The sequence below is a fragment of the Synechococcus sp. HIMB2401 genome (assembly GCF_042883245.1).
Lineage (GTDB): Bacteria > Cyanobacteriota > Cyanobacteriia > PCC-6307 > Cyanobiaceae > Parasynechococcus.
Genome location: NZ_JBDJKK010000001.1, coordinates 535,060 through 558,166 on the forward strand (window position 1 = coordinate 535,060; position 23,107 = coordinate 558,166).

Here is a 23,107-nt window from a genome sequence, read left to right on the forward strand (position 1 = left end):
TCAGAGTGCGCCGCGGCGGTAGAAGAGGATGAAGATGACAGCGGGACCGGCAATGGTGATCATCGCCAGGGCGGCAAAGTTGGCGATCAGGTGAATGTCAAAGCCCATGGCGATGCAGCGCTGTCCAAAATCGTTACGTCTCCCAGGCTACGGGGCTCTGTCCCAAGTGCGACGGATTGGTTCTGATCTCTGTGATGGCTTGTCACAGCTTCAATCATGAGCCGAGAGACGCCGCAATGGTCCTGCATCAAACACTGTGGAGCCTGTTGCCGACTCGCTCCGGAGGAACGGGCTGATGCCCTGGCGGCTTTGAACGAAGAGCAACAACACACCTATCTGGCCATGGTTGGCCCTGATGGCTGGTGCATCCACTACGACACGGGCAGTCAGCGCTGCAGGATTTATGAGGAGCGTCCTGATTTCTGTCGTGTCAGTGGTCTGGGCCGTCTTTTTGACGTTCCCGATGATCAGTTCGATGCCTTCGCCATCACCTGTTGCCAACAACAGATCCGCAGCACCTATGGCGGCCGCAGTGGCGTGATGCGTAGGTTCAAGCGCGCTCAGACCGCGGGAGGTTCTGTTGACGAGTGAGCAAACAAGCCCTGAGTCGCGCAGCTTTGCTGCAGTGCTGTTCAGCACTTTCACCACAGTGTTTGTGGCTGAACTGGGCGACAAAACCCAGTTGGCAACGCTGTTGCTCTCGGCCCAGTCCGGCTCTCCTGTTTTGGTGTTCATCGGTGCCGCGCTGGCGTTGATTTCATCCAGCCTTGTGGGCGTTCTCGTCGGTCAATGGTTGGCAAAAACCCTTCCGCCTGAGCGTCTTGAACTGATGGCTGGGGTGCTGATGGTGGCGCTCGGCATCTGGCTCGGTCTTCAGGCCGCCAGCTCCCTTTGGCTCAATGCAGCGAGCTGACGATGGATTTTCCCCTTCTGATCTCCACGTTCTTGACCGTGTTCCTGGCCGAACTCGGTGACAAGACCCAACTCGCCACCGTTGCCATCAGTGGCACGTCCAATCGCCCCCTGGCCGTGTTTCTCGGCTCATCATCGGCGTTGGTTCTGGCCAGTTTGCTGGGGGCCTTCGCCGGTGGTTCCGTTGCAACCGTGATTCCCAGCGATCTGCTTCAACTGCTGGCTTCCGTTGGTTTCCTCGTGATCGGTGGCCGCTTGCTGGTTCCTCTCGTCCGTGATGGTGAAGCCAACTCGGACGGGGATCAAACTTCTGAGTCCTAAAGTGATCTTTGAAGGGCTGACTCTGCACGGCCTGCTGAAGAGCGTCGACCACCCCTTCCCTCTCTCCCGGCCCTGATGGTCGGTTTCTGCGCACGCCACGATGAAATTTACGGTTGCCGATCTGCTGGATCAGCTCTCAACGGAGCACTCCTCTGAGCCAGACCAACTGGCCAAGATCCTCAAGCTCAGCAACAAGACGGATAAAGCGGCGCTTGAGCTTGCCGTTTCATCACTGATGAAAATCGGTGTGATCGAAAAGACCAGTGAGGGTGGTCTCACACGGCCCCAGGAGAGTGATCTGATTGATGCTCGCCTGCGTTGCAGCAGCAAAGGCTTCTGCTTCGCCATTCGCGATGACGGCGGCGAGGACATCTACATCCGTGACCATCAGCTGAACCACGCCTGGAATGGCGATCGTGTGCTGGTGCGGGTGACGCGGGAGGGCGGACGCCGCCGCTCTCCCGAAGGAGGTGTGCAATGCATCCTGGAACGGGCCACGCAATCTCTCCTGGCTCAGGTGGAGCAGCAGAGCGACCAGCTGCTCGCCTCCCCCTTGGACGACAGAGTGCTTGCCGGCATTGAGCTTCCAGCAGAGGATTCCAAGCATCTGCCCGGTGATGAGGTCTCCAGCGTTGTCGAGGTGCGCATCGATCGCTATCCCGTGGCTCAGCATCCTGCGGCCGGCCACATTGTGCGATCTCTCCCGCTCAATGGCGGACCAGCAGCCGACCGGGACCTGCTGCTGACCAAGGTTGGTCTCCAGGACCGTCCAACGGCACCCAGGAGCTCTGGCAAAACCCCTGCGTCCAAAGGCCGGGTCGATCTCACCCCACAACCGTCGCTGCTGCTCAAAGGATGGAGTCAGGACGATGCACCGGGGTTACCTGCCGTGCACGTTGAAGCCAGGGAAGGCGGTTGTCGCCTCTGGGTCCATGCGCCCAGCGTGGGCGAGCGGATCGGTCTGGGCAACAGCCTCGATGCCTGCCTGCGCGACCGCAGTGAAGCCCTTTGCCTCGGTGAAGTCTGGCAACCTCTTCTCACTCCGGCCCTCCACAAGGCCACCAGCTTCTCGGCCGGGTCCGAGGCTGATGCCATCAGCGTTCGGCTCGACGTCTCTGCCAACGGTGAGGTGAGCGACTGGGAGTTCATGCTCAGCACGGTGCGCCCCGTCGCCGAGGTGAGCGCCGATCAGTTGGTCGCCCTGGCGGAACGCAAACCCAAGGCGCGCAGCGTCCCGACCGCCCTAAAGCCGATCAAAGACCAACTCGGTCAGCTGGAGACCCTGCGCTTCTGCAGCACGCTGTTGTTGGAGCAGGAGCGTGCCAACGGGGTTGTGCAGCTCGATCTCTGCCCTCCACAGCTGGAGGCCCTTGGTGACCTCTGCTGCGCAGATCCCTCCGGGTTGCGGCATCGCTGGGTTGATGCGTTCAACCCTGTCGACCCCCATGCGTTCCTTCAGCCTCTGTTGAGGGCCGCCGACCGTGCGTGGACCGCACAACGACTCGAGCTCCAACTGCCGGGCATCACCGTTGAGGCGGATGAACCCGATGGCAGCGTGCTCACCGATGTGGCAAAGACAGCCATTGCCCTGGATCTTCCCCTTGAACTGGATGACGACGGCTGTCCATCAGCTTCGGAGCTCGTTCAGGTGTTCAAAGACAGCAGTCAGCGCCGGGTGCTGGAACAACAACTCAGTCACGCCCTGCCACCTCTCACCCTTGTGGCATCCACAGAGCCCCCCCCTGCGGCAGCAGATTCCGATGGGGACGAGGTTGCTGCGTCAAGCCGGAACAGCTCACTGACCCCATGGACCTGTGCTACCCAGCACTACGCCCACCTGGTGAACCAACAGGTGATCGTTGCGCTGCTGACCGATGCCAAGGATCGTCCAACCGTCCGTCACAAGACGCGTCTGAAGCTTGGCCTCAAGGGTGCCGGTGCTGATCTCACGTGGCCTCTGTTCACCGCATCCCAGGACGAGAAGTTGAACGGATTGGTGAACGAGCGCACCGTGCAGCGGCTCAACACGCGACGGCGTCAGGTGTTGGAACTGGAAAAGGATCTACTTTCGATGATCCAGGCCCGTTCAGCCCAACCCCTGATCGGCGAACAGGTGGAAGGGCGCATCAGTGGTGTGCAGAGCTATGGCTTTTTCGTGGAAGTTGGTGAAAGTCGCGTTGAAGGGCTGGTGCATGTGAGCTCCCTCAACGATGACTGGTACGAATACAGATCACGCCAGAATCGCTTGGTCGGGCGCAAGAACCGTCAGACCTATCAACTTGGCGACGCCGTACAGGTGCGCGTGATCAATGTGGATGTTCTGCGCAACCAGATCGACCTTGAGGTCATCAGCCAGGGTTCCAATGGCTCCACGGAACCTGAATCCTCGGAGCCGCTGCCCGTTGACCTCAGCGAGCGCTGAGTGATGCATCCCTACGTTCTGGCAGTCACCGGTGCATCCGCTCAACCCCTGGCCGAGCGTGCCCTACAGCTGCTGCTGCAGCGCGGGCGCTCGGTGCATCTTGTGCTCAGCCATGGTGCCCATGAGGTGTTTCGTGCGGAACAGGGCCTGACGATCCCTGTTGATCCCCTGAAACAACGTGCGTTCTGGCGAGAGAGGCTATCGGTGGAGAGTGGCGAGCTCACCTGTCATCGCTGGAATGATCAGGCTGCCTGCATTGCCAGTGGCAGCTACAGAACCCGGGCGATGGTCATCGTTCCCTGCAGCATGGGAACCGTCGGGCGGATCCATGCCGGTATCGCCGCAGATCTGATCGAACGTTGTGCGGATGTGCATCTCAAGGAGCGTCGGCCCCTGGTGATTGCTCCCCGGGAGATGCCTTTCAACCTGATTCACCTCCGCAACCTCACCGGCCTCGCTGAAGCTGGAGCCACCATTGCCGCTCCCATTCCGGCCTGGTATACCCGGCCCGATTCCTTGGAGGAGATGGTGGACTTTCTGGTGGTGCGCCTGTTCGACGGCCTGGAGGAGGACCTTGCACCCCTGAAGCGCTGGCAGGGCCCCCTGGAATGAGCATGTTTCAGCGGTTGCTGCTGATTCCCTGCCTGGCGCCACTGCTGGCGTTGCTGGTTCTTTCGGCCACTAATGTCGGAGACAAGACCCGGATCCGTCTGCTGGTTTGGACAACACCTCCGCTCCCCGTTGGGGCGTGGACAGCGCTGGCTGGCGTTGGTGGTGCGGCCGGAGCCGCTGTCGCAGCGGTTTTGGTCTCCCCAGTGGAGCGTCCTCTGAGTCGCCAGAGGCGTTCCCCTGTTCAACCGGAGTTTGAGGAGAGGGGCTACACCGACTACGAACCGACACCCAGATCCAGCACAAAACCAGGCCCCGAACGAGATGTGAGAGAAGCGGCTCCAACGGTGTCTGTGGCCTACCGCGTGATTCAACGCCCTTCGTCAGTCCCCCCGCAGTCAGACGCTTCATCAGGCACTTCAGCCGCGGGCTTTCCTTCTCCGGAGTTCAGTGATTGGGGAGATGATCCGGAGGCGAACTGGTAAGCAGCGCACCAAGCTGCCTACAGTTGCGCCAGCCATGCTGGATCGGTGAGCGAAACCCCAGTCGAGAAGCAGTCTTCAGGTCAAGAGGTCCCTGCCAAAGCGGCGCCGAAAGCGAAGCCGCCCAAGCCGGAGGACAAGCCCTTCCCTGAATTCATCGACACACTGTTTTTGCCGGCCGTCGCCAAACAGTTGGCCGAACATGACATCACCGCTGATCGGCTCGAGCGCGTGGATGGGCAGCGTCCCGTTGTCGGTGGTGAATGTCCAATGGTGGTTGGTGAGCTTCCAGGGGGCCGCCGCTTCTGGGTCTGCTTCTCCAAGGCCGACATCAACAGCGCCAAAGTGATTGCCCTGGCTGATGCCGGCAGCGAGCCAACGCTGCTGGAGAGCTTTCTGATCGATGAGAAGAGGATGTCTTTGCCCCTTCTCGTTTCCCGTCTCTTACAACGGCTCAACGGCCAAAAGTGGCTCGGAGGTAACTAACCGCCCGCATTGGCCTCGGGGGTTGGGCTGACACGCCTACATTGGCAGGATCGTGAACCGCAACTGATGGTCCCTCCCACCGCCGTGGCCGAAGGCAGCGCTGTAGCCATCAAGGATCCTGTCAAGGACACAATCCTGACCCCTCGCTTCTACACCACCGATTTCGAAGCGATGGCGGCAATGGACCTTCAGCCCAATGAGGCTGAACTTGAAGCCATCTGTGAAGAGTTCAGGAAGGATTACAACCGCCACCACTTCGTTCGTAACGAGGAGTTCGAGGGTGCTGCGGACAAGCTGGATCCTGAGACCCGCAAGGTGTTTATCGAATTCCTTGAGCAGAGCTGCACATCGGAATTTTCAGGATTCCTGCTCTACAAGGAACTGAGCCGCCGCATTAAGGCGAAGAACCCTCTGTTGGCCGAGTGCTTTGCTCACATGGCTCGGGATGAAGCCCGCCACGCCGGCTTCCTCAACAAGTCGATGAGTGATTTCGGCATGCAGCTGGATCTCGGCTTCCTGACCGCGAACAAGGACTACACGTTCTTCAAGCCGAAATTCATCTTCTACGCCACCTACCTGTCTGAAAAGATCGGCTACTGGCGTTACATCGCCATTTACCGCCACCTCGAAAAGAACCCCGACAGCAAGATCTTCCCGATCTTCAACTTCTTTGAGAACTGGTGTCAGGACGAAAACCGTCATGGTGATTTCTTTGATGCCCTGATGAAGGCCCAACCGGACACGGTTCGTGGCCCTATCGCCAAACTCTGGTGCCGCTTCTTCCTGTTGGCGGTGTTCGCCACCATGTACGTGCGCGACGTGGCCCGCAAAGAGTTCTACGAGGCTCTCGGATTGGACGCTCGCACCTACGACAAGATGGTGATCGAGAAGACCAACGAAACGTCTGCGCGCGTTTTCCCCGTTGTTCTTGATGTGAACAACGACAAGTTCTGGACACGCCTCGAACGGCTGGTGGCCAACAACGCCGCATTGGAAAAGGCTGATGCAAGCGATGCCATCGCTCCTCTGAAAGTGCTTCGCAAGCTGCCCTTCTGGATCGGAAACGGTGCCGAGATGGCCAAGTTGTTCCTGATGCCAGCGATCGACAGCGATCGTTTCCAGCCAGCTGTGCGCTGAGGGGACTCCCCCGGCCCAATCGAGGAGATTTCTTGACCAACGCCTTTTCGAATCAGTGGCAAGGACTCTTGGAGTCCTTGCTGCACCGTGGCAGCTCCGCAGGAGCCGACCTGGTGGAGGTGTTTCTTGAGCGCACCGACCATATCGGTTTGCTTGCCGAACAGGATCGGATCACCAGTGTGAATCCGTCGTTCGCCCGTGGAGCTGGCCTCAGGGTGTTCCGTGATGGCCGTGATGGCTTCGTCAGCACCAACGATCTCAGCGAAGCCGGCCTCCAGCGCGCCCTCGATCAGGCCCTCGCCATGCTCGGTCTCGAGGCGCAACAGCTCACGTCCCCTTCAGCTTTTGAAGGGTTGAAGAAGCTGACCGACCACGGCTTGAACAAAGCCGACTGGCTGGAACGCTGCCCCTCCCTGGATCAGGCCAGCCAGTGCCTGCTCAAAGGCACAGACCATCTCAATCGTCTTGGTCAGCACTTGCAGGTGCGCCGTGGCAGTTACGCCCGCGACTGGCAGGAAGTGCTGGTGGCTGCATCCGATGGCACTTTTGCCCGCGACATCCGCCTGCATCAGTCGACCGGTCTCTCCGTTCTTGCAGCCGACGGCGATCACCGATCCAGCATTGGCCGCCGCTATGGCAGTTCCGATCGTCCGGACGATCTTCGAGACTGGGATGCCGAAGCCAGTGCAGCTGAGGTGTGCAACAGCGCTGGAACGATGTTGCGGGCCGACTATGTGGATGCCGGACAGATGCCGGCTGTTCTCGCCAACCGGTTTGGTGGCGTGATTTTCCACGAGGCCTGCGGTCACCTGCTCGAAACAACCCAGATTGAACGGGGCACCACGCCCTTCGCGGATCGGGTTGGTGAACTGATCGCTCACCCTGCTGTCACCGCCATCGATGAAGGGCTGAGTGGTGGATCCTTCGGTTCCATCTCGATGGATGACGAAGGGATGGAACCTGAGCGCACCGTGCTGATCAAAGACGGGGTGCTCCAACGCTTCATCAGTGACCGGGCCGGTGAACTGCGCACGGGCCACAAACGCACCGGAAGCGGCCGGCGTCAGAGCCATGCCTTTGCAGCTGCGAGCCGGATGCGAAACACCTTCATCGACGCCGGTCCGCATACCCCTGAACAGTTGATTGAATCCGTCGATCAAGGTCTGTACTGCAAGGCCATGGGTGGGGGAAGCGTCGGCCCGACAGGTCAGTTCAATTTCTCCGTTGAAGAGGGGTATCTGATTGAGAACGGCAAACTCACCAAACCGGTGAAAGGGGCGACGTTGATCGGTGATGCCAAGGAGGTGATGCCACGCATTTCGATGTGCGCCAACGATCTGGAACTGGCTGCCGGGTTCTGCGGATCCGTGAGTGGAAGTGTGTTCGTCACAGTGGGCCAACCCCACATCAAAGTTGATTCGATCACGGTGGGGGGCCGTTGATGATGAGCAGCAACAACAGCCTCAACGCCTCGGATCTCAGGGATCGCCTTCAGACACTCGCCTCGCGCGAAGGCATTCGTCGTTGGGATCTTGGTGCCGCCTGCAGTGACGATTGCTCCGTTCAGGTGGATCGTGGTGAAGCCAAACAACTCAAGGCATCGCAGCGGAGCTCCATCACCGTCCGGGTTTGGAACTGCGATGGCCTGGTAGGAATCACCAGCACCACCGACCTCTCCGATAGCGGCTTGGAGCAAGCCCTTGTGGGAGCCCATACGGCCAGCCGTTTTGGCAATCCCGAGGACATCCCTGAGTTCTCCCCCCTGGCCACAGCTCCACTCCCCGAGCTCGATCGACCACTTCAACCTCGCCAAGGAATCCTCCCCCTGCTGGACACCCTTCGGGATGCGGAAGCCGATCTGTTGGGTCGTCACCCCGCGATCCAGACCGTCCCCTACAACGGACTGGCGGAATCCCTGTCCCAGAGCCTCTATCTCAACAGTGAGGGAGCACTGCGCCAGATGGAGCGCACCCAAGCCAGCCTGTATCTCTACGCAAGGGCTGAGGAAACAGGTCGTAAGCCCCGCAGTGGAGGTGCTGTTCGTTTGGGTCTTGGCAGCAGCGAACTGGATGTTCAAGGCTGCATCAGCGAGGCCCTTGATCGCACCGTCAGCCATCTGGATTATCGACCGATCGAAACCGGGAGCTACCGGGTTTGCTTCACCCCCGAGGCCTTTCTCTCACTGCTTGGTGCCTTCAGCAGCATGTTCAATGCGCGTTCGGTGCTCGATGGGGTGAGCTTGAGCCAGCGGGATTCGATTGGATCCGATGTGGCGGTTCCCTTCTTCAACCTCCACGATGACGGCCTCCACCCCGGACACATCAGTGCGGCAGCCTTCGATGGAGAGGGAACACCAACCCGACGTCTCTCCTTGATTGAGGGCGGAACCCTGCGGAATTTCCTTCACTCGGAAGCCACGGCCCGAGCCTTTGGTGTTCAACCCACCGGCCACGCTGGACTTGGTGCCAAGGTTTCGGTGGGTCCAGACTGGTTCGTGGTTGGTTCCAACCCGCAGGTGAGCAGCGGTAACAGCCTCAACCACCGCACCGAGTCAGGCCCCTTCGTCCTGATTGAAGATCTGTCAGCGCTTCACGCCGGTGTGAAAGCCACCCAGGGATCCTTCTCCTTGCCCTTCGATGGATGGTTGGTGAACAACGGCGAACGGGTTTCCGTTGAAGCAGCAACGGTTGCCGGTGACATCCGCTCTGTTCTCAACGGCATTGCTCATCTGGAAGCTGATTCTAAAATCACCCACCGAGGCGTTTCCCCTCATGTTTGGGTGGATGGACTCTCCATCACCGGCGAAGCCTGACGTTGAAGATTCTGTTCTGGGGGACACCGGTCTATGCGGTGCCAACCCTTAATGCACTGCATGATGCGGGCCACACCATCGTTGGGGTCGTCACGCAGCCGGATCGTCGGCGGGGTCGAGGCAAACAGCTTGTTCCATCACCGGTGAAGGCGAGGGCGGAAGAACTCGGTCTTCCTGTGTTCACCCCTGAACGGATCCGACGGGATGACGATTGCAAAGCCAAGCTCGCTGCACTCGGTGCTGATGCCTCTGTGGTCGTGGCCTTCGGACAGATCCTTCCCAAGGATGTGTTGGAGCAGCCTCCCCTGGGCTGCTGGAACGGCCACGGATCACTACTACCGCGTTGGCGCGGTGCTGGTCCCATCCAGTGGTCCCTGCTCGAAGGGGATCAGGAAACGGGTGTGGGGATCATGGCCATGGAAGAAGGGCTCGATACTGGTCCGGTTCTGCTCGAGCAACGCACCCCGATCCAGCTACTGGAACCTTCCGTCGCCTTGGCCGAACGGCTCAGTGCTCTCACTGCAGAGCTGATGGTTCAGGCGATGCCACTGATTGAAGCGGTGGGACCGGGTCCAGAAGACGAGAGATTGGCAAGGCTCAACGTGCGGGTTCAGGCCGAGGGGTCGACCTATGCCCGCATGCTGGAGAAGCAGGATTTCCAATTGGATTGGTCTGCCCCTGCTCTCAGCATTCATCGCAAGGTGATGGGGCTTCATCCCGGAGCGTTCACCCAGTGGCAGAGCAAACGCCTGAAGGTGTTGCGCACGGAGCCGTTGATCGAGCGCCTGCAGGATCAACTCAGTCCTGAGGGACGCAACCTCGTGGGCCAATGGCCCACCGGCGGGCATCCCCCAGGGACGATCCTTGCAGTGATCGAAGATCTGGGGCTTGTGGTGAGCAGTTCAGGCTGCCCCCTTCTGATCCGGGAGGCACAGCTGGAAGGGAAAGCACACAGCACAGCCCCCGTTCTGTTGCAGCAACTCAACGCCACTCCCGGAGATCGATTGGGCGAAGGTTGATTCAGGATTCCGTGTACAACACCCGCGCTTGAGACCAAACCCGATCGAGATCCTGCTCGGAAAGCTGAAGAGCTTCCGGGAACATCGTCGAGAGCCATTGTTGGCGCTTCAACAGGGTGTCGGCTTCAAAAAATGTTTGCTGCGAGGCCAGAACTCTGAATTTGAGAAATTCCAGCAACCTTGCGCGCAAGCGAACCGTATCGATGAGTTTGATCCGTTGGCCTTGATCACAGAGATGAATGGTGCCGCCTGTTTCCACTCCGCATAATCGCGGTGCAAGCAATTCCAACGTTGTCGGCGGTTGCCAATGGCGCAACTTTGTCTCGGGGTGGGGGTAATAAATCCAGCCGTTCACAACCTCACTTTGGGGCGTCTTGATCTGAACACTCCAGAACGAGAACGTTTCGGGGGGGTGGAGGTCGGTCCATCGCACTTTCTCAAACAGGTGATCTGGATTTGAAAGTGAAACCTCGAGGGGGGCAAAGTCGAGATTCAGCGTGCCGAAGTAACAGCCCGAAAGGTCCAGCCCTAAGGACTGGAACACGGGAAATTGCATTCGAATCGTGCCATCCGGATACGGTGAATCGTTGCTTGTTCCGGAGGCGACGCCATGGCCAGCACAGAGTCGCCCAGTGAGCCAGTCCGGTTTCATCAATCAGCGAAGTTCACGGTGGCTGCAGTTCTCGCAGGGGCCTTCCGGCCACACAGCACAGCGGAGCAAAGGACTACGGGCATTGAAACGGCAATTGGGATCACCGATCACCCAGCCATGTCTCCAAGGTGTTGCATCGGAGGGACGCATCTGGGGTTTCACCAACAGGGCCACTGAGGCCATCACATAGCGACCGTTGCGAAGGGCGTAACGGTGACGACGTTGCATCACGAGGAAGGATTGCTGTTCCACAACAAGCCATCGCCCCGGTTGTGGCGGATCCTCAAGATCAACGCGATGGAGCAAACGGTCTCCACTGATATGGCGAAGTTCAACAAGCATGGCCTTCGTCCTGATCAAGTTCCTTGCTGCGGATCGACATTCCCCAGGCAAACAGCAACAGCACCACCACCAAGGTGAGCCAATCAGGTTGATTGAGGCTGGGCACGACAACATGAACAATCAAGCGCAGCGCCACGAAAGCAACGGCGAGAAACCCAGCCGTTTCAAGCCGTGGATACAGATCAAGCCAGCGGATAAACAGGGCGGATGTAAAACGCAGTGCCACGATGCCGATGAAGGCACCTGTACTGATCAACACAATCTGATCACTGATGGCCACGGCTGCGGCGACGCTATCGATGGAGAAGGCCAGATCTGTGAAAGCCAGCAGTAAAACCGTGTTCAGAAACGGGCGAGACAGACCGTTGGATTCATGTCCTTCGCTGGACTCGGCATCATCTCCTGATCGGTTGTTGAAGTGATCAACCACCAGCCAAACCAGATAGGCCGCAGCGAGGAGTTGCACCCAGGCGTTTTGCAACACCCACTGGGCCACAACGATCAAGGCGATCCGCAAGACCAGTGCAATGCCAATGCCCAGGTTGAGGGCAAGGCCTTCCCGATCCGGTTGGCGGCTACTGCGGGCGATGGCCGCGAGGGCCACGGCATTGTCAGCCGACAGGATCAGCTCCAGCATTACCAGAACAGGCAGCAGGGCCAAAACCTCACCCCATTGATCGGCACCTTCGAAGAAATCCGACAGTGAAGGAAGCGAAGTGATGTCCATCGCGGCAGCCTAGAAAGTGCAAGCGCTGTTCCATTGCGATGCAGATCCGGGCCGAGCTGTGTCACGTCGACACCCTGAGATGCATCGTGCGGGTCGAGGCCTGGCTCGACGGTTCTCTGCAGGGCAGCGCCCTTGGTGAAGCCGCCACTGCTGAAGAGGCTGAGGAGAGAGCGTTGCGACGCCTGAACTCCAGGCTGGGGTCCACTGAGGGGCCACAACAGCCCCTGAATTCAGCTCGCCCTGAAGCCGCCCAGGTGGATGAACCAAATCCGAAGCAGGTGCCATTGGAGCGGCCGAGAAAAATTGAGCAGACCCAGCCCTCGTCTGCTCCACCCACCCCTGCCACCCATCAGGTCCCAGCCACACCTGCTGACAACACCCCCTCTGAAACACCAACGGATCCTGACGACTGGAGTGATGAGCTGACCGCCATCGATATGGAAATCAGACGCATTGGTTGGTCTCGAGAGCAGGAGCAGGAGTATTTGACCCGGGCCTTCGGGCTCGGCAGCCGCCACAAGCTCACGCGCTATGCCGATCTGGTGGCCTATCTGCGTCAGTTGAAGTTGATCCAAGCCAACGACGACGCGTCCTCGGCACCAGCACCCATCCGTCGTGGTGATCTGCTTCAACAAGGAGATGCAATGTTGAAGCAGCTGGGCTGGAGCTCCGATCAAGCCAGGACTTTTCTCCAACAACAACTGGGGGCGACCAGTCGTCAACAACTCAGTGATGAACAGCTTCTGCAGTTCAACATGCTGCTGGAAGAGCAGACGCTCAGCCAGGCTAAATAAGCACTAACACTCAGGAATGGTCAGGGCTAGTGGCCTACAACGGGTTTGCGGCAGGGACTGATACGGCGTCCATGCCGATTGCAGCAGGGTGAATCGTCTACACACTCTGCGCAGCCAGGTCGTTCCCTCCGCTGCTTTCCTGAAGGGGGGAATGGCCCCTATGGGGCGGTAATGAGATCAGAGCTCTGTCGAGAAGGGATGCTCAGCTGATACTCAACTGCGGAAGTTGAACTCCAGCTTCGTTTTAGGTTTTTGGTACTTGATCACATTCATCACCTGAAGACCAGTATTTTCAGACTTCCTCTCCTCGGCAAGCGCTTTGAGGATCATGGAGCCCGAAGCCTGCCAGTCTTGATCGACTTCAATCAATTGCTTGGCTCGTGAGTAGTACTCGGCAGCTTTTGCCAAATAATCAGACTTCTGGCTTGATGTCTTTGAAGATATTGCCGTTGTGATGGATCTCGCTTTGTCTAGAAGAATTGTACAGCATGCTTTTCAGTGCAGATAAATCATTTGAGGCTTGCAATCCCGTGAACGCGTTTTAGACCAAGCCGATTGACCAAACCGCGAGGAATCGATAACCAGCTGAGGCGGATGCTCCTAGCGAGCGTTTTTGGCCTGAATGTCACCTCATATATCAACGTTTTGAATCTTTAACCTGCCAAATTCACCAGCTGCACTTGCGATAAGGTCAGTCATGGATGATCCCACCCTTGTTGTACGGCAGCTGATCAATGAGCTTCGGGATGACATGTCCGAAGCGGGCCGTGAACTCAGAAATCGCAGCACTTGGGATCTCCAATGCCCCGTTGTCATCATTGATGCCCGAAGCGAACCCAACCGGGTTGTTCGAACCTCTGTGCGCGGCATCACTGGTGCCATCGCCACCAGCAACGTGATCGATGAGCCCTTGATGCGGTCTTTTTTGGATCGCTTCCGTGAAGTTGGTGCTGATGAAGCCCTCAATGAATTTCTGCAGGGTCCAGAGGCAGAACGTTTCTCCGAGCTCTGGGACATCTACAACGACGAAGCCCAACAGCAGGGTCTAGCGGTCTGGTCCCACAGTGACGCCGCCAAATTTGTGCTCAAGTCGAAAACTTGTTTTGACGATGGTCAGCTGGCCTGTGTTGCCATTACGTCGGGAGACCATCGTGATGCCCACGACGTGCTCACCTTTTCTGTGGATGCCTGCTGGTTGTCTTGAGCGCCGGTTCGGCCTTAAACGCACCGGAATTCAGGAGCGGATCAGTTGAACAACAACAAAAAGCGCAGAAGCTGCCAGGGGCCAAAGCAACCAGGTCAACTGAGGAATGGTGAGGGCGAGCACAAGCCCGATCACGAAGAAAATCAGAAAACGGCCGAGGGTCATGAAGGCACCAATACCGACGTATTGAACCGAAAACCCCGCCTTAGGCCAGTTTTTCGCGCCTTGAGCTGGGGGCTGGTTCGGGGGTGAACAGGATGGGGACCGAGGAAACAACCAGCACGCCGCCCACAGTCAGCAACACCAGCAGCGGAATGGGCCGGACCAGGGGCTGAGGCTGCAACGGTGCCGCGCAGCTGGAGCAGAGCGGAACAACCCCCTTTGGTGGATGCAACACCAAGGCCGGGCCGCAACAGCAGGAGGGGCAGCGGTAGCGCGGCATCGACCGGTGAAACGCAGCTGCAGGCACCTTATTGCGAAGATCATGGATTGCCGAGGCCTGCTCCATGCCGCTCCGTTCCCTGGTGACCAAGTTGCAGGAAACTGCACTCACCGGTGAGCTTGATGAGCGCTCAAGCCGCCCCGAACGTTTGCTGATGCGCGGGGCTGGTCGTTGCAGCCGAGCTCTGGTGGCCAGCGCGCTCTCACAGCGGCGGGGCGCACCTCTGCTCGTGGTGGTGCCAACGCTTGAGGAAGCGGGACGCTGGACAGCACTTTTGGAATTAATGGGATGGAGCCAGGCCAGCCTGTACCCCACCAGCGAAGGCTCTCCCTATGAACCCTTCGATCCCACAAGTGAAATCACCTGGGGGCAGCTTCAGGTTCTGAGTGACCTGTTGGGGGAACCCAACGCGGCGTCCTGGGCCATCGTGGCTACGGAACGTTGTTTGCAGCCCCATCTCCCCCCGCCGGATGTTCTGAAAACGAAAACGCGCACCTTGCGCAAAGGGGATGAGGTTGATCTGGAGGCACTGGGCGAGACGCTGGCCCAACTTGGCTACGAGCGGGTCACCACCATTGAGCAGGAGGGGAGCTGGAGCCGTCGCGGCGACATCGTCGACATCTTCCCGGTGAGCAGTGAGCTGCCTGTTCGACTCGAATTCTTCGGAGAGGAGCTCGACAAGCTGCGGGAATTCGATCCCGCCAGCCAACGCTCACTGGATCCCGTCGATGCGCTTCGACTCACACCAACAGGGTTTGGGCCTCTGATTGCAGACCAGCTCAGGGAGACGATGCCCGATGGACTGGAGCAACTGCTCGGTTCTGAGGGCACAGAGCAACTTTTGAACGGCGGGACCCCGGAAGGCATGCGCCGGCTGATGGGGCTCGCCTGGGAGCAACCAGCCTCGCTTCTCGACTACCTGCCGGACACCACAACAGTGGTGATCGATGAGCGACGCCAGGGCCTAGCCCACGGACAACAGTGGCTCAGCCATGTGGAAGAACATCACCACGACATGGCTGCAGAGGCGGGTCTGGACGAGGGCGATCGTGATCGGCTCTGGCCAGCGGTTCTGCACCGTGAGATTGAATCCGCCTATGCCCTGACGGAGGTCTTCCATGGCTTTGACATGGCAGAACTGCTCGAAGTCGACCAGCACCCCAACAGCTTTGACCTCGCCAGCCGCCCTGTTGCGGCCTACCCCAACCAATTCGGAAAACTCGGGGAACTGATCAAGGGATTTCAAACCGAGCGCACGGCGGTTTGGTTGGTGTCTGCACAACCCAGCCGAGCGGTTGCGCTGCTGGAGGAGCACGACTGCATCAGTCGGTTTGTGCCGAACACGGGAGACAGCAATGCCATTTCACGTCTGATTGAGCAGAACACCCCCGTCGCCCTGAAGGTGAGGGGCACGGCCGAACTTGAGGGTTTACAGCTGCCGGCTTGGCGGATTGCTCTGGTCACCGACCGTGAATTCTTTGGCCAGCAGAGCCTCAGTTCCAGTGGCTATGTGCGCCGTCGTCGCAAGGCCGCCAGCCGCACGGTGGATCCCAACAAGATGCGCCCGGGCGATTTCGTGGTGCATCGGAACCATGGCATCGGCCGCTTCAAAGCCATGGAAAAACTCGCGATGTCAGGCGACATCCGCGACTATCTCGTGGTGCAGTACGCCGATGGAATCCTTCGGGTTGCCGCCGATCAACTCGGCAGCCTGGGCCGTTATCGGGCCACGAGTGAAACCCCCCCGCAGCTCAACCGTATGGGTGGCACGGCCTGGAACAAGGCCAAGGAACGGGCCAAGAAGGCGGTTCGCAAGGTTGCCCTTGATCTGGTGAAGCTGTACGCAGAACGGCAACAGGCCGCAGGCTTTGCCTTCCCCTCCGACGGCCCCTGGCAGGTGGAAATGGAGGAGTCGTTCCCCTATGACCCGACGCCGGATCAACTGAAGGCCACGGCCGACGTGAAACGGGACATGGAACGGCAGGAGCCGATGGACCGACTGGTGTGTGGGGACGTTGGCTTCGGCAAGACCGAAGTTGCGATCCGCGCCATCTTCAAAGCCATCACCGCTGGAAAACAGGTGGCGATGCTGGCCCCAACCACGGTGTTGGCTCAGCAGCACTGGCGCACGCTTTCGGAACGCTTCGCGCCATATCCGATCAAGGTGGCTCTGCTGAATCGTTTCCGGACGGCGACGGAACGCAAATCCATTCTCGATGGCCTGAAGCAGGGAACCATCGACGCCGTGGTGGGAACCCACCAGTTGCTCAGCAAAGGAGCGTCGTTCCAAGAGCTTGGACTGTTGGTGGTGGATGAAGAACAGCGCTTCGGTGTGAACCAGAAGGAAAAGATCAAAGTGCTGCGGAAGGACGTCGACGTATTGACCCTGTCGGCAACGCCCATTCCCAGAACGCTCTACATGAGCCTTTCGGGGGTGCGGGAGATGAGCCTGATCACTACACCACCGCCATTGCGCCGTCCGATCAAGACGCATCTGGCTTCTCTGGATCCGGAGGCGGTGCGCAGCGCCATCCGTCAGGAACTGGATCGTGGGGGCCAGGTGTTTTATGTGGTTCCCCGGGTGGAAGGAATCGAGGAGGTGGCTGCAGGCCTACGGGAAATGCTGCCAGGCCTGAAGCTTTTGGTGGCTCACGGTCAGATGGCCGAGGGCGAACTGGAGAACGCCATGGTGGCGTTCAACGCCGGTGAAGCCGACGTGATGCTCTGCACCACGATTGTGGAAAGCGGCCTGGACATTCCTCGCGTCAACACGATCCTGATTGAGGACGCCCACCGTTTTGGCCTGGCTCAGCTGTACCAATTGCGGGGACGGGTCGGTCGCAGTGGGATTCAGGCCCATGCCTGGTTGTTCTATCCGGGCAACGCATCGCTGAGCGACACCGCCCGTCAGCGGCTGCGCGCCATTCAGGAGTTCGCCCAACTGGGCAGTGGGTATCAGCTCGCCATGCGGGATATGGAGATCCGTGGGGTCGGAAATCTCCTCGGCGTGCAGCAGAGCGGCCAGATGGAAACCATCGGCTTTGACCTCTACATGGAAATGCTGCAGGAATCCCTGGCGGAAATTCAGGGTCAAGACATCCCCAGCGTTGAAGACACACAGGTGGATCTCCCCGTCACGGCCTTCGTGCCTGCGGACTGGATCACTGATCCCGATGAGAAGATCGCGGCCTACCGGGCTGCCGCCGACTGCCTCACCGCCGAGGCCCTGGTGGAGCTGGCTGCGGGTTGGGCCGATCGCTACGGAGCGCTGCCCGCTGCCGTGGTGTCGCTTCTGCAGCTGATGGAACTCAAACTGCTGGCGAAGAGGTGCGGCTTCTCCAGGATCAAACCGGAAAAGCCCAACATCGTGCTTGAAACTCCCATGGAGGAACCGGCGTTCCGTTTGCTGCGCCAGGGGTTGCCCCAGCATCTGCATGGCCGTTTGGTGTATCAGGCCGGCAGCGGCATCCAGCACAAGGTGATGGCCCGCGGTCTTGGTGTTCTCCCCATGGAGAAGCAACTGGAACAGCTGATGGAATGGCTGCGTTTGATGGCAGCCCAGATTCCCGATGCCGAGGGCAAAACGGAGGCACAGCGGCAGGAAGAGCTGCGTGCCAGGAATGCAGAGGTGGTTCAGGTCTGAAGCCTGAACCCAATTCTGAGAAAAACGTTACCAACCACGCAATTCTTCGTTACATTGGTTCCATCGAAATCCGTTGGACATGGGTGAATTCGTCGAGATCGGTGCTGGTGGCGTCTCTCTGGAACTGATCAGCGGCGTTTTCTGTGCCACCGCGCTTGGTGTGTATGCCCTGTTCCAGCCCGGCGCTTCAGACGATGACGACTCCAACGGTGGTGGCGGCGGCGGACTGATGCAGCCGATCTCCTGAGTTACTGCAGCGCGTAGCTGAGGTTGGCCCGGCCGTGTTGATAGGTCGTGCCTGCCTGAATTTTCTTCAATTGGTTGATCAGGGTCCCCTCAGCCGTCCGGTACTGACTGTCTTTCTGGGTTCCCAGGTCTTCAACCGAGAAGTTTTTGATCTCCTGCTTCGACATCGCCGCTTCGATGTCCGGTTGGATTCCGTTCTTGTGAATATCGGTTCCCTTGGGTGTCAGATACTTCGCGATGGTGACCGTCAGACCGGATCCATCGGCCAATCCACGAACGGCCTGGACAAGCCCTTTGCCGAAGGTCTTCTGTCCAACGAGTTGGGCACGGGAATTGTCCTGAAGTGCCCCTGAAAGAATTTCGCTGGCACTGGCGGATCCCTGATCAATCAGCACGACCAGAGGTTTATCGGTGATTGCACTACCCGTGGCGCGCCTCACATCGCGGATTCCTGCGCGGGTTCGGGTGCTGACGATGGTGCCCTCGTTGAGCCATTGGCGGGCGATATCCACACTGGCCTCAAGCAAGCCGCCGGGATTGCTGCGTAGATCCAGCACATAACACTCAGCAGCCTGTGATTCCAGATCCTTGATGGCCGCACGCATCTCACGCGTGGCGTTGGCATTGAATTGCTTGAGACGGATGTAGCCCACCTTGCGGCCATTGGGCGCCGTGTTGAGCATCGCCTTCACGGCATGAATCTCAATGCGCGCCCGTTTCAAGGGAACATCCAGCACCTGACCCTGGCGCCTGAGTCCCAGCACCACATCGGTGCCTTCCGGACCACGGATCAACTTGACGGCGTCCTCGGTGGTCATGCCTTTGGTGGAGGCACCATCGATGGAAACGATCACATCCTTGGGCTGAACGCCCGCACGGGATGCAGGGGTGCCCTCAATCGGAGAGACAACAATCAGCTCTTTCGTGTCTTTGTCGAGACTGAGCTGGATCCCCACGCCCATCAACTCCCCGGAGGTGTCGATCTGCATCTCCTTGAACTCCTTCGGATCAAGGAAACGCGTGTAGGGGTCATCAAGGCTGGCCAGCATGCCCCGGATCGCCTCGTAAGACTCGGCGCTGCCCCCGTAGGACTTGCGCAGCAAATTGCTCCGCAACTGGCGCCACGTTCTTTCGTCGTAGGAGCCCGTGGAATCCAGGTAATCGCGATAAACGATCTGCCAGACCTGATCAATCACCTCCTTGGGGCTGTCGTGAATCGATCCGCCGGAGGCCGATGGCAGGGAAAGACCTGGCGAGCTGATGCCCAGGGCGGTGACCACTCCACCAACCCCCAGCATCAACAGCAACGGAGTCGACCGAACCAAAGAACGCAGGCGCTGACTCCGAACCATGGCCTTTCGGGACTGATTCTTCAGACTAACGAGATCAAGCGGGCTCCACCCAGCGACCGTCCTCTTTGATCAACTGGATGAGGGCTTCAACGCCCTCAGCTTCAGGCACCTTGCGGATTTCATCACGGCCGCGATACAGCGAAATCACACCCGGGGTTTTACCGACGTAGCCGTAATCGGCGTCAGCCATCTCGCCGGGACCATTGACGATGCACCCCATCACGGCAATGTCCAGACCCGTGAGGTGGGATGTGGCATTGCGCACCTTATGCAACACCTCCTCGAGATTGAACAGGGTGCGACCGCAACTGGGGCAGGCGACGTACTCGACCATGGTCTTGCGCAGACCCAGGGATTGAAGAATCGAGTAGCAGACGGGGATTTCCTTTTCAGGGGCCTCCGTCAGTGAGACCCGGAGGGTGTCTCCCAATCCATCGGCCAGCAGAGTGGCGATGCCTGCGGTGCTCTTGATCCTGCCGTAATCACCATCACCGGCTTCGGTCACGCCCAGGTGGAGTGGGTAATTGAAACCTTCCTTGTCCATGGTGTCCGCCATCAGGCGGTAGGCCGCGAGCATCACCGGAGCCCGCGAGGCCTTCATCGAAATCACGATGTTGTGGAAATCAAGCTCATGGCAGATGCGCACGAATTCCATCGCTGACTCGACCATCCCCTCAGGGGTATCGCCGTAGGTGAACAGCATCCGCTCCGCCAGGGAGCCATGGTTCACACCGATTCGAAGCGCCTTGTTCTGATCCCGCAGCAGGGTCACCAAGGGCTCGAACGTCTCACGGATGCGCTGACCGATGGCGGCAAATTCCTCGGGGCTGAATTCCTGGCGGTTCGGATCTGGCTTATCAAAAATGAACAGGCCGGGATTGATCCGGACTTTGTCGACGTGCTGGGCGACCTCCAGGGCGATCTTGACGCCGTTGTGGTGAACATCCGCCACCAGGGGAACTGTGCAGCCACGCTGACGAAGCTCCTGACGGATCTGTCCCATCGCTTTGGCGTGGGCCATCGAGGGAGTCGTCACCCGCACGATCTCACTGCCCGCATCGGCCAGGCGGATGATGCCGGCTACAGCAGCCTCGATATCGAGGGTGTCCTCGTTGATCATCGACTGCACCACGATCGGGTGCTCGCTGCCCACGGGCACATCACCCACCATCACAGTGCGGGTCACACGGCGGTGGATCTGGGTGTCGTAGCGCCGATCCAGGGCAGTCATGGGGCCGGTGGTGAAGCGCGTCAACGTTCGCACAGCCTGCGCCGAACCGCGTCGAGATCCTGCCGTGTCAGATCCAGGGGCGCGCCGGCTGCTTTGGAGGGATTACGCAGCAGATAGGAGGGGTGAAAAATCGGCATCACCGCCCGTCCATTCCAGCTCTGCCACTGACCACGAAGCTGGGTCATGCCCCCCTTGATACCAAGGATGGCCTCCACAGCGGTGGCTCCCGTGAGCACGATCACCGTGGGATCAACGGTCTCCAGTTGCAGGTCAAGCCAGGCCCGGCAGGCGGCTAACTCAGCCTTTTTCGGCCGTCGGTTGTTGGGCGGCCGGCATTTGATCGCGTTGCATATGTAGAGGTCATGCTCGGGATCCAGATCCACATCCCGCAGCAGTTGATCGAGGGCACGTCCTGAACGCCCGACAAATGGAACGCCCTGAGCATCTTCCTGAGCTCCGGGTGCTTCACCAATCAGCATCAGATCCGCCTTGGGGTTGCCGCGGCTGATCACGACGGTCTGGCGCGTGCTGGCCAGATCACAGGCAGCGCAAGAACTGCAGGCCTCCAGGCTGGAGAGGGTCATGACGTCGGAGCAACAGATTCCAGGGGAGCCAGGAGCAACAGGGGATTGCCCTCCGGATCTTGGATCCAGGCCTCAGCACCAAAGGGCTCAAGCCGCGCCTCCTCGAGGAGCGATCCGCCACGCTGCAGGGCGTTGCTGAGCAGCCGTTGCAGTTCAGGCAGGGGGTCCTGCGATGGGGAGAGCCGCAAGCAGGGCGCCAGCGCTCGCCCTCGGGCTGGAAAAGAGCGCCGGCGTGAGGGCCTGTAGATCTCCAGCTGGGTGCCATCGCTGAATTGAACGATGCAGTGGTGCTCCGCCAGCCCAGGCCTCAACGTGGCTTGAAACAGCTCGCTGTAGAACGTCGCCAATCTGGCGCTGTCCTCTGCGGCCAACACCCAGCTGATCTGTATCGCATTCATGGGCGCTGAGAAATCAAGGTTGTCTGCGACACCATCTGCGGCAGGATGATGACGTTTTAAACGCACCGCGGGGAGGTGCGTTACCGATGCCGCGCCCGCCAGAACTTTCCGACCGGGCTGTCGCCCTCAAACCGTCGCTGACGCTGGAGATCAGCGCCAAGGCCAAAGCACTGCGCGACAGCGGTAAGGACATCTGCAGCCTCAGTGCCGGTGAGCCGGACTTTGCGACGCCTGCATTCATCGTTGAAGCGGCTCAGCATGCTCTGGGATCCGGCTTCACCCGCTACGGCCCCGCCGCGGGGGACCCCGATCTTCGTGCGGCTCTGGCCCACAAACTGAGCGTCGAAAACGGAATTCCAACCCAGCCCGAGCAGGTGCTGGTCACCAACGGTGGCAAGCAAGCCATCTACAACCTGTTCCAGGTGCTGCTCAATCCCGGCGACGAAGTTCTGGTGCCGGCTCCCTACTGGCTGAGCTATCCCGAGATGGCCGCTCTGGCCGGGGCGAGCACCAGGATCATCCCCACCAAAGCGGAGGAAGGCTTCCGTCTCGACCTCGCTCTACTGGAGCAGCAGATCACCCCACGCAGCCGACTGCTGCTGATCAATTCCCCTGGCAACCCCAGCGGCCAGGTGATGACACGGGCCGAAATGGAGGCCCTTTCCGCGCTGGTGGCCCGTCACCCCCAGCTGATGGTGATGAGCGATGAGATCTATGAATATCTCCTGGCCGATGGTCAGCAGCACTGCAGCTTTGCGGCCATTGCCGAAGAGATCCGCTCGCGCTGCTTCACCGTGAACGGTTTTGCCAAAGGCTGGGCGATGACCGGCTGGCGGCTCGGTTATCTGGCTGGAGATGCTGCCGTGATCAAGGCTGCTTCTGCCCTGCAGAGCCAGAGCACGAGCAATGTGTGCAGCTTTGCTCAACGGGGAGCCCTGGCGGCGATCGAAGCGCCCAGAGATTGCGTCCGCGAGATGGCCATCAGCTACAACCGCCGCCGAACTCTGCTCACTGAAGGCCTGCAGGCTCTTGAGGGCATCACCCTGACGCCCCCTCAAGGGGCCTTCTACGCCTTCCCCCGCCTGCCGGACGGCGTGCCCGATTCGATGGAGTTCTGCCGGCAAGCCCTGGAACAGGAAGGCCTGGCCGTGGTTCCGGGCCTGGCCTTCGGCGATGACCGCTGCATTCGACTCTCCTGTGCCGTGGCGGATGAGACGATCAACGATGGACTGATGCGACTGAAGCGGCTGCTTCGTTCCTTCTGATCCGATCTCATAACTCTCTTTTTCTGA

The 23,107-nt window shown here is 59.5% G+C and carries 27 protein-coding genes; 16 read left to right on the forward strand and 11 right to left on the reverse strand.

Annotation, left to right across the window (positions count from 1 at the left end):
* Positions 1-108 carry a photosystem II reaction center protein Ycf12/Psb30 gene (gene psb30, locus AAXE93_RS03325; RefSeq protein WP_025362280.1) on the reverse strand — a complete coding sequence of 36 codons (108 nt, stop codon included), beginning with the start codon at positions 106-108 and terminating at the stop codon, positions 1-3.
* 108 nt (positions 109-216) lie between these two features.
* Between psb30 and AAXE93_RS03330 the strand changes: the two genes are divergently transcribed.
* The 11 genes from AAXE93_RS03330 to fmt all read left to right on the forward strand — a co-directional run bounded on the left by AAXE93_RS03330 (position 217) and on the right by fmt (position 10,200).
* Positions 217-591, forward strand: coding sequence for a YkgJ family cysteine cluster protein (locus AAXE93_RS03330; protein ID WP_390128109.1), 375 nt, complete (start codon positions 217-219; stop codon positions 589-591).
* Positions 581-913 carry a TMEM165/GDT1 family protein gene (locus tag AAXE93_RS03335; protein WP_115009029.1) on the forward strand — a complete coding sequence of 111 codons (333 nt, stop codon included), beginning with the start codon at positions 581-583 and terminating at the stop codon, positions 911-913. Before AAXE93_RS03330 ends, AAXE93_RS03335 begins: the two co-directional genes overlap by 11 nt.
* 2 nt (positions 914-915) lie before the next feature.
* Positions 916-1,233 carry a TMEM165/GDT1 family protein gene (locus tag AAXE93_RS03340; protein ID WP_115132611.1) on the forward strand — a complete coding sequence of 106 codons (318 nt, stop codon included), beginning with the start codon at positions 916-918 and terminating at the stop codon, positions 1,231-1,233.
* Between the two features lie 100 nt (positions 1,234-1,333).
* The gene (locus tag AAXE93_RS03345; RefSeq protein ID WP_390128112.1) at positions 1,334-3,655 is read left to right on the forward strand and encodes an RNB domain-containing ribonuclease; all 2,322 of its coding nucleotides are present in this window, start codon (positions 1,334-1,336) and stop codon (positions 3,653-3,655) included.
* A gap of 3 nt (positions 3,656-3,658) precedes the next feature.
* Complete coding sequence (locus tag AAXE93_RS03350; RefSeq protein WP_115132609.1) at positions 3,659-4,267, forward strand: flavin prenyltransferase UbiX; 609 nt, start codon at positions 3,659-3,661, stop codon at positions 4,265-4,267.
* Complete coding sequence (locus AAXE93_RS03355; RefSeq protein WP_390128114.1) at positions 4,264-4,749, forward strand: hypothetical protein; 486 nt, start codon at positions 4,264-4,266, stop codon at positions 4,747-4,749. The genes AAXE93_RS03350 and AAXE93_RS03355 overlap by 4 nt, the downstream gene beginning before the upstream one ends.
* A gap of 45 nt (positions 4,750-4,794) precedes the next feature.
* Entirely contained in the window at positions 4,795-5,232 is a 438-nt protein-coding gene (locus AAXE93_RS03360; RefSeq protein WP_115132607.1) for a DUF2996 domain-containing protein, read from the forward strand.
* Between the two features lie 66 nt (positions 5,233-5,298).
* Positions 5,299-6,369, forward strand: a complete 1,071-nt coding sequence (gene acsF, locus AAXE93_RS03365) for a magnesium-protoporphyrin IX monomethyl ester (oxidative) cyclase (protein ID WP_114989126.1) — start codon at positions 5,299-5,301, stop codon at positions 6,367-6,369.
* Between the two features lie 32 nt (positions 6,370-6,401).
* A complete protein-coding gene (locus tag AAXE93_RS03370) occupies positions 6,402-7,811 on the forward strand; it encodes a TldD/PmbA family protein (RefSeq protein ID WP_390128118.1) in 1,410 nt (469 codons plus the stop codon).
* Positions 7,811-9,181 (forward strand): TldD/PmbA family protein, encoded by a 1,371-nt coding sequence (locus AAXE93_RS03375; RefSeq protein ID WP_390128120.1) that lies wholly within the window; start codon positions 7,811-7,813, stop codon positions 9,179-9,181. Before AAXE93_RS03370 ends, AAXE93_RS03375 begins: the two co-directional genes overlap by 1 nt.
* Positions 9,182-9,183: 2 nt before the next feature.
* The gene (fmt, locus tag AAXE93_RS03380) at positions 9,184-10,200 is read left to right on the forward strand and encodes a methionyl-tRNA formyltransferase (protein ID WP_390128122.1); all 1,017 of its coding nucleotides are present in this window, start codon (positions 9,184-9,186) and stop codon (positions 10,198-10,200) included.
* A gap of 1 nt (position 10,201) precedes the next feature.
* On the opposite strand, the gene AAXE93_RS03385 is transcribed toward fmt, so the two are convergent.
* From AAXE93_RS03385 to AAXE93_RS03395, 3 genes are read right to left on the reverse strand one after another with little or no spacing between them, the layout of a single operon-like run.
* Positions 10,202-10,852 (reverse strand): hypothetical protein, encoded by a 651-nt coding sequence (locus tag AAXE93_RS03385; RefSeq protein WP_390128124.1) that lies wholly within the window; start codon positions 10,850-10,852, stop codon positions 10,202-10,204.
* A gap of 3 nt (positions 10,853-10,855) precedes the next feature.
* Positions 10,856-11,194 (reverse strand): DUF6464 family protein, encoded by a 339-nt coding sequence (locus tag AAXE93_RS03390; protein WP_390128127.1) that lies wholly within the window; start codon positions 11,192-11,194, stop codon positions 10,856-10,858.
* On the reverse strand, positions 11,184-11,921 hold the full coding sequence (locus tag AAXE93_RS03395) for a DUF475 domain-containing protein (protein WP_390128130.1): 738 nt from the start codon (positions 11,919-11,921) through the stop codon (positions 11,184-11,186). Before AAXE93_RS03395 ends, AAXE93_RS03390 begins: the two co-directional genes overlap by 11 nt.
* A 38-nt stretch (positions 11,922-11,959) precedes the next feature.
* On the opposite strand from AAXE93_RS03395, the gene AAXE93_RS03400 reads away from it, so the two are divergent.
* A complete protein-coding gene (locus tag AAXE93_RS03400) occupies positions 11,960-12,715 on the forward strand; it encodes a hypothetical protein (protein ID WP_390128132.1) in 756 nt (251 codons plus the stop codon).
* A 213-nt stretch (positions 12,716-12,928) separates the two neighbouring features.
* Here AAXE93_RS03400 and AAXE93_RS03405 read toward each other — a convergent pair whose 3' ends face one another.
* Entirely contained in the window at positions 12,929-13,123 is a 195-nt protein-coding gene (locus tag AAXE93_RS03405; protein ID WP_114989119.1) for a hypothetical protein, read from the reverse strand.
* A gap of 289 nt (positions 13,124-13,412) precedes the next feature.
* Here AAXE93_RS03405 and AAXE93_RS03410 point away from each other — a divergent pair, with 289 nt between their 5' ends.
* Positions 13,413-13,919, forward strand: coding sequence for a hypothetical protein (locus AAXE93_RS03410; RefSeq protein WP_390128134.1), 507 nt, complete (start codon positions 13,413-13,415; stop codon positions 13,917-13,919).
* Positions 13,920-13,949: 30 nt separating this feature from the next.
* Here AAXE93_RS03410 and AAXE93_RS03415 read toward each other — a convergent pair whose 3' ends face one another.
* Both AAXE93_RS03415 and AAXE93_RS03420 read right to left on the reverse strand, forming a co-directional pair.
* Positions 13,950-14,084 carry a hypothetical protein gene (locus AAXE93_RS03415; RefSeq protein ID WP_006851938.1) on the reverse strand — a complete coding sequence of 45 codons (135 nt, stop codon included), beginning with the start codon at positions 14,082-14,084 and terminating at the stop codon, positions 13,950-13,952.
* 40 nt (positions 14,085-14,124) lie between these two features.
* Entirely contained in the window at positions 14,125-14,388 is a 264-nt protein-coding gene (locus AAXE93_RS03420) for a hypothetical protein (protein WP_390128136.1), read from the reverse strand.
* Between the two features lie 37 nt (positions 14,389-14,425).
* On the opposite strand from AAXE93_RS03420, the gene mfd reads away from it, so the two are divergent.
* Positions 14,426-18,004, forward strand: a complete 3,579-nt coding sequence (gene mfd / locus AAXE93_RS03425; protein ID WP_390128138.1) for a transcription-repair coupling factor — start codon at positions 14,426-14,428, stop codon at positions 18,002-18,004.
* A gap of 79 nt (positions 18,005-18,083) precedes the next feature.
* Positions 18,084-18,251, forward strand: a complete 168-nt coding sequence (locus tag AAXE93_RS03430; RefSeq protein ID WP_006849887.1) for a hypothetical protein — start codon at positions 18,084-18,086, stop codon at positions 18,249-18,251.
* A gap of 1 nt (position 18,252) precedes the next feature.
* On the opposite strand, the gene AAXE93_RS03435 is transcribed toward AAXE93_RS03430, so the two are convergent.
* From AAXE93_RS03435 to AAXE93_RS03450, 4 genes are read right to left on the reverse strand one after another with little or no spacing between them, the layout of a single operon-like run.
* The gene (locus AAXE93_RS03435; RefSeq protein ID WP_390128141.1) at positions 18,253-19,602 is read right to left on the reverse strand and encodes a S41 family peptidase; all 1,350 of its coding nucleotides are present in this window, start codon (positions 19,600-19,602) and stop codon (positions 18,253-18,255) included.
* Between the two features lie 34 nt (positions 19,603-19,636).
* Positions 19,637-20,833, reverse strand: coding sequence for a (E)-4-hydroxy-3-methylbut-2-enyl-diphosphate synthase (gene ispG, locus AAXE93_RS03440; protein WP_390128671.1), 1,197 nt, complete (start codon positions 20,831-20,833; stop codon positions 19,637-19,639).
* A gap of 20 nt (positions 20,834-20,853) precedes the next feature.
* Positions 20,854-21,417 carry a uracil-DNA glycosylase gene (locus AAXE93_RS03445; protein ID WP_390128143.1) on the reverse strand — a complete coding sequence of 188 codons (564 nt, stop codon included), beginning with the start codon at positions 21,415-21,417 and terminating at the stop codon, positions 20,854-20,856.
* A complete protein-coding gene (locus tag AAXE93_RS03450; RefSeq protein WP_390128145.1) occupies positions 21,414-21,815 on the reverse strand; it encodes a VOC family protein in 402 nt (133 codons plus the stop codon). Before AAXE93_RS03450 ends, AAXE93_RS03445 begins: the two co-directional genes overlap by 4 nt.
* A gap of 86 nt (positions 21,816-21,901) precedes the next feature.
* On the opposite strand from AAXE93_RS03450, the gene AAXE93_RS03455 reads away from it, so the two are divergent.
* Positions 21,902-23,080 (forward strand): pyridoxal phosphate-dependent aminotransferase, encoded by a 1,179-nt coding sequence (locus tag AAXE93_RS03455; protein WP_390128147.1) that lies wholly within the window; start codon positions 21,902-21,904, stop codon positions 23,078-23,080.
* Positions 23,081-23,107 lie beyond the last annotated feature (27 nt).

Excerpts from the sequence above, each read along its gene's own strand:
- AAXE93_RS03375 (WP_390128120.1), top strand. The coding sequence starts at position 7,811 with ATGATGAGCAGCAACAACAGCCTCAACGCCTCGGATCTCAGGGATCGC.
- AAXE93_RS03400 (WP_390128132.1), top strand. The coding sequence starts at position 11,960 with ATGCAGATCCGGGCCGAGCTGTGTCACGTCGACACCCTGAGATGCATC.
- AAXE93_RS03330 (WP_390128109.1), top strand. The coding sequence starts at position 217 with ATGAGCCGAGAGACGCCGCAATGGTCCTGCATCAAACACTGTGGAGCC.
- mfd (WP_390128138.1), top strand. The coding sequence starts at position 14,426 with ATGCCGCTCCGTTCCCTGGTGACCAAGTTGCAGGAAACTGCACTCACC.
- AAXE93_RS03415 (WP_006851938.1), bottom strand. The coding sequence starts at position 14,084 with ATGACCCTCGGCCGTTTTCTGATTTTCTTCGTGATCGGGCTTGTGCTC.
- AAXE93_RS03355 (WP_390128114.1), top strand. The coding sequence starts at position 4,264 with ATGAGCATGTTTCAGCGGTTGCTGCTGATTCCCTGCCTGGCGCCACTG.
- ispG (WP_390128671.1), bottom strand. The coding sequence starts at position 20,833 with ATGACTGCCCTGGATCGGCGCTACGACACCCAGATCCACCGCCGTGTG.
- AAXE93_RS03385 (WP_390128124.1), bottom strand. The coding sequence starts at position 10,852 with ATGAAACCGGACTGGCTCACTGGGCGACTCTGTGCTGGCCATGGCGTC.
- AAXE93_RS03455 (WP_390128147.1), top strand. The coding sequence starts at position 21,902 with ATGCCGCGCCCGCCAGAACTTTCCGACCGGGCTGTCGCCCTCAAACCG.
- psb30 (WP_025362280.1), bottom strand. The coding sequence starts at position 108 with ATGGGCTTTGACATTCACCTGATCGCCAACTTTGCCGCCCTGGCGATG.
- AAXE93_RS03395 (WP_390128130.1), bottom strand. The coding sequence starts at position 11,921 with ATGGACATCACTTCGCTTCCTTCACTGTCGGATTTCTTCGAAGGTGCC.
- AAXE93_RS03350 (WP_115132609.1), top strand. The coding sequence starts at position 3,659 with ATGCATCCCTACGTTCTGGCAGTCACCGGTGCATCCGCTCAACCCCTG.
- AAXE93_RS03390 (WP_390128127.1), bottom strand. The coding sequence starts at position 11,194 with ATGCTTGTTGAACTTCGCCATATCAGTGGAGACCGTTTGCTCCATCGC.
- AAXE93_RS03345 (WP_390128112.1), top strand. The coding sequence starts at position 1,334 with ATGAAATTTACGGTTGCCGATCTGCTGGATCAGCTCTCAACGGAGCAC.
- AAXE93_RS03450 (WP_390128145.1), bottom strand. The coding sequence starts at position 21,815 with ATGAATGCGATACAGATCAGCTGGGTGTTGGCCGCAGAGGACAGCGCC.
- AAXE93_RS03445 (WP_390128143.1), bottom strand. The coding sequence starts at position 21,417 with ATGACCCTCTCCAGCCTGGAGGCCTGCAGTTCTTGCGCTGCCTGTGAT.
- AAXE93_RS03430 (WP_006849887.1), top strand. The coding sequence starts at position 18,084 with ATGGGTGAATTCGTCGAGATCGGTGCTGGTGGCGTCTCTCTGGAACTG.
- AAXE93_RS03435 (WP_390128141.1), bottom strand. The coding sequence starts at position 19,602 with ATGGTTCGGAGTCAGCGCCTGCGTTCTTTGGTTCGGTCGACTCCGTTG.
- acsF (WP_114989126.1), top strand. The coding sequence starts at position 5,299 with ATGGTCCCTCCCACCGCCGTGGCCGAAGGCAGCGCTGTAGCCATCAAG.
- AAXE93_RS03410 (WP_390128134.1), top strand. The coding sequence starts at position 13,413 with ATGGATGATCCCACCCTTGTTGTACGGCAGCTGATCAATGAGCTTCGG.
- AAXE93_RS03340 (WP_115132611.1), top strand. The coding sequence starts at position 916 with ATGGATTTTCCCCTTCTGATCTCCACGTTCTTGACCGTGTTCCTGGCC.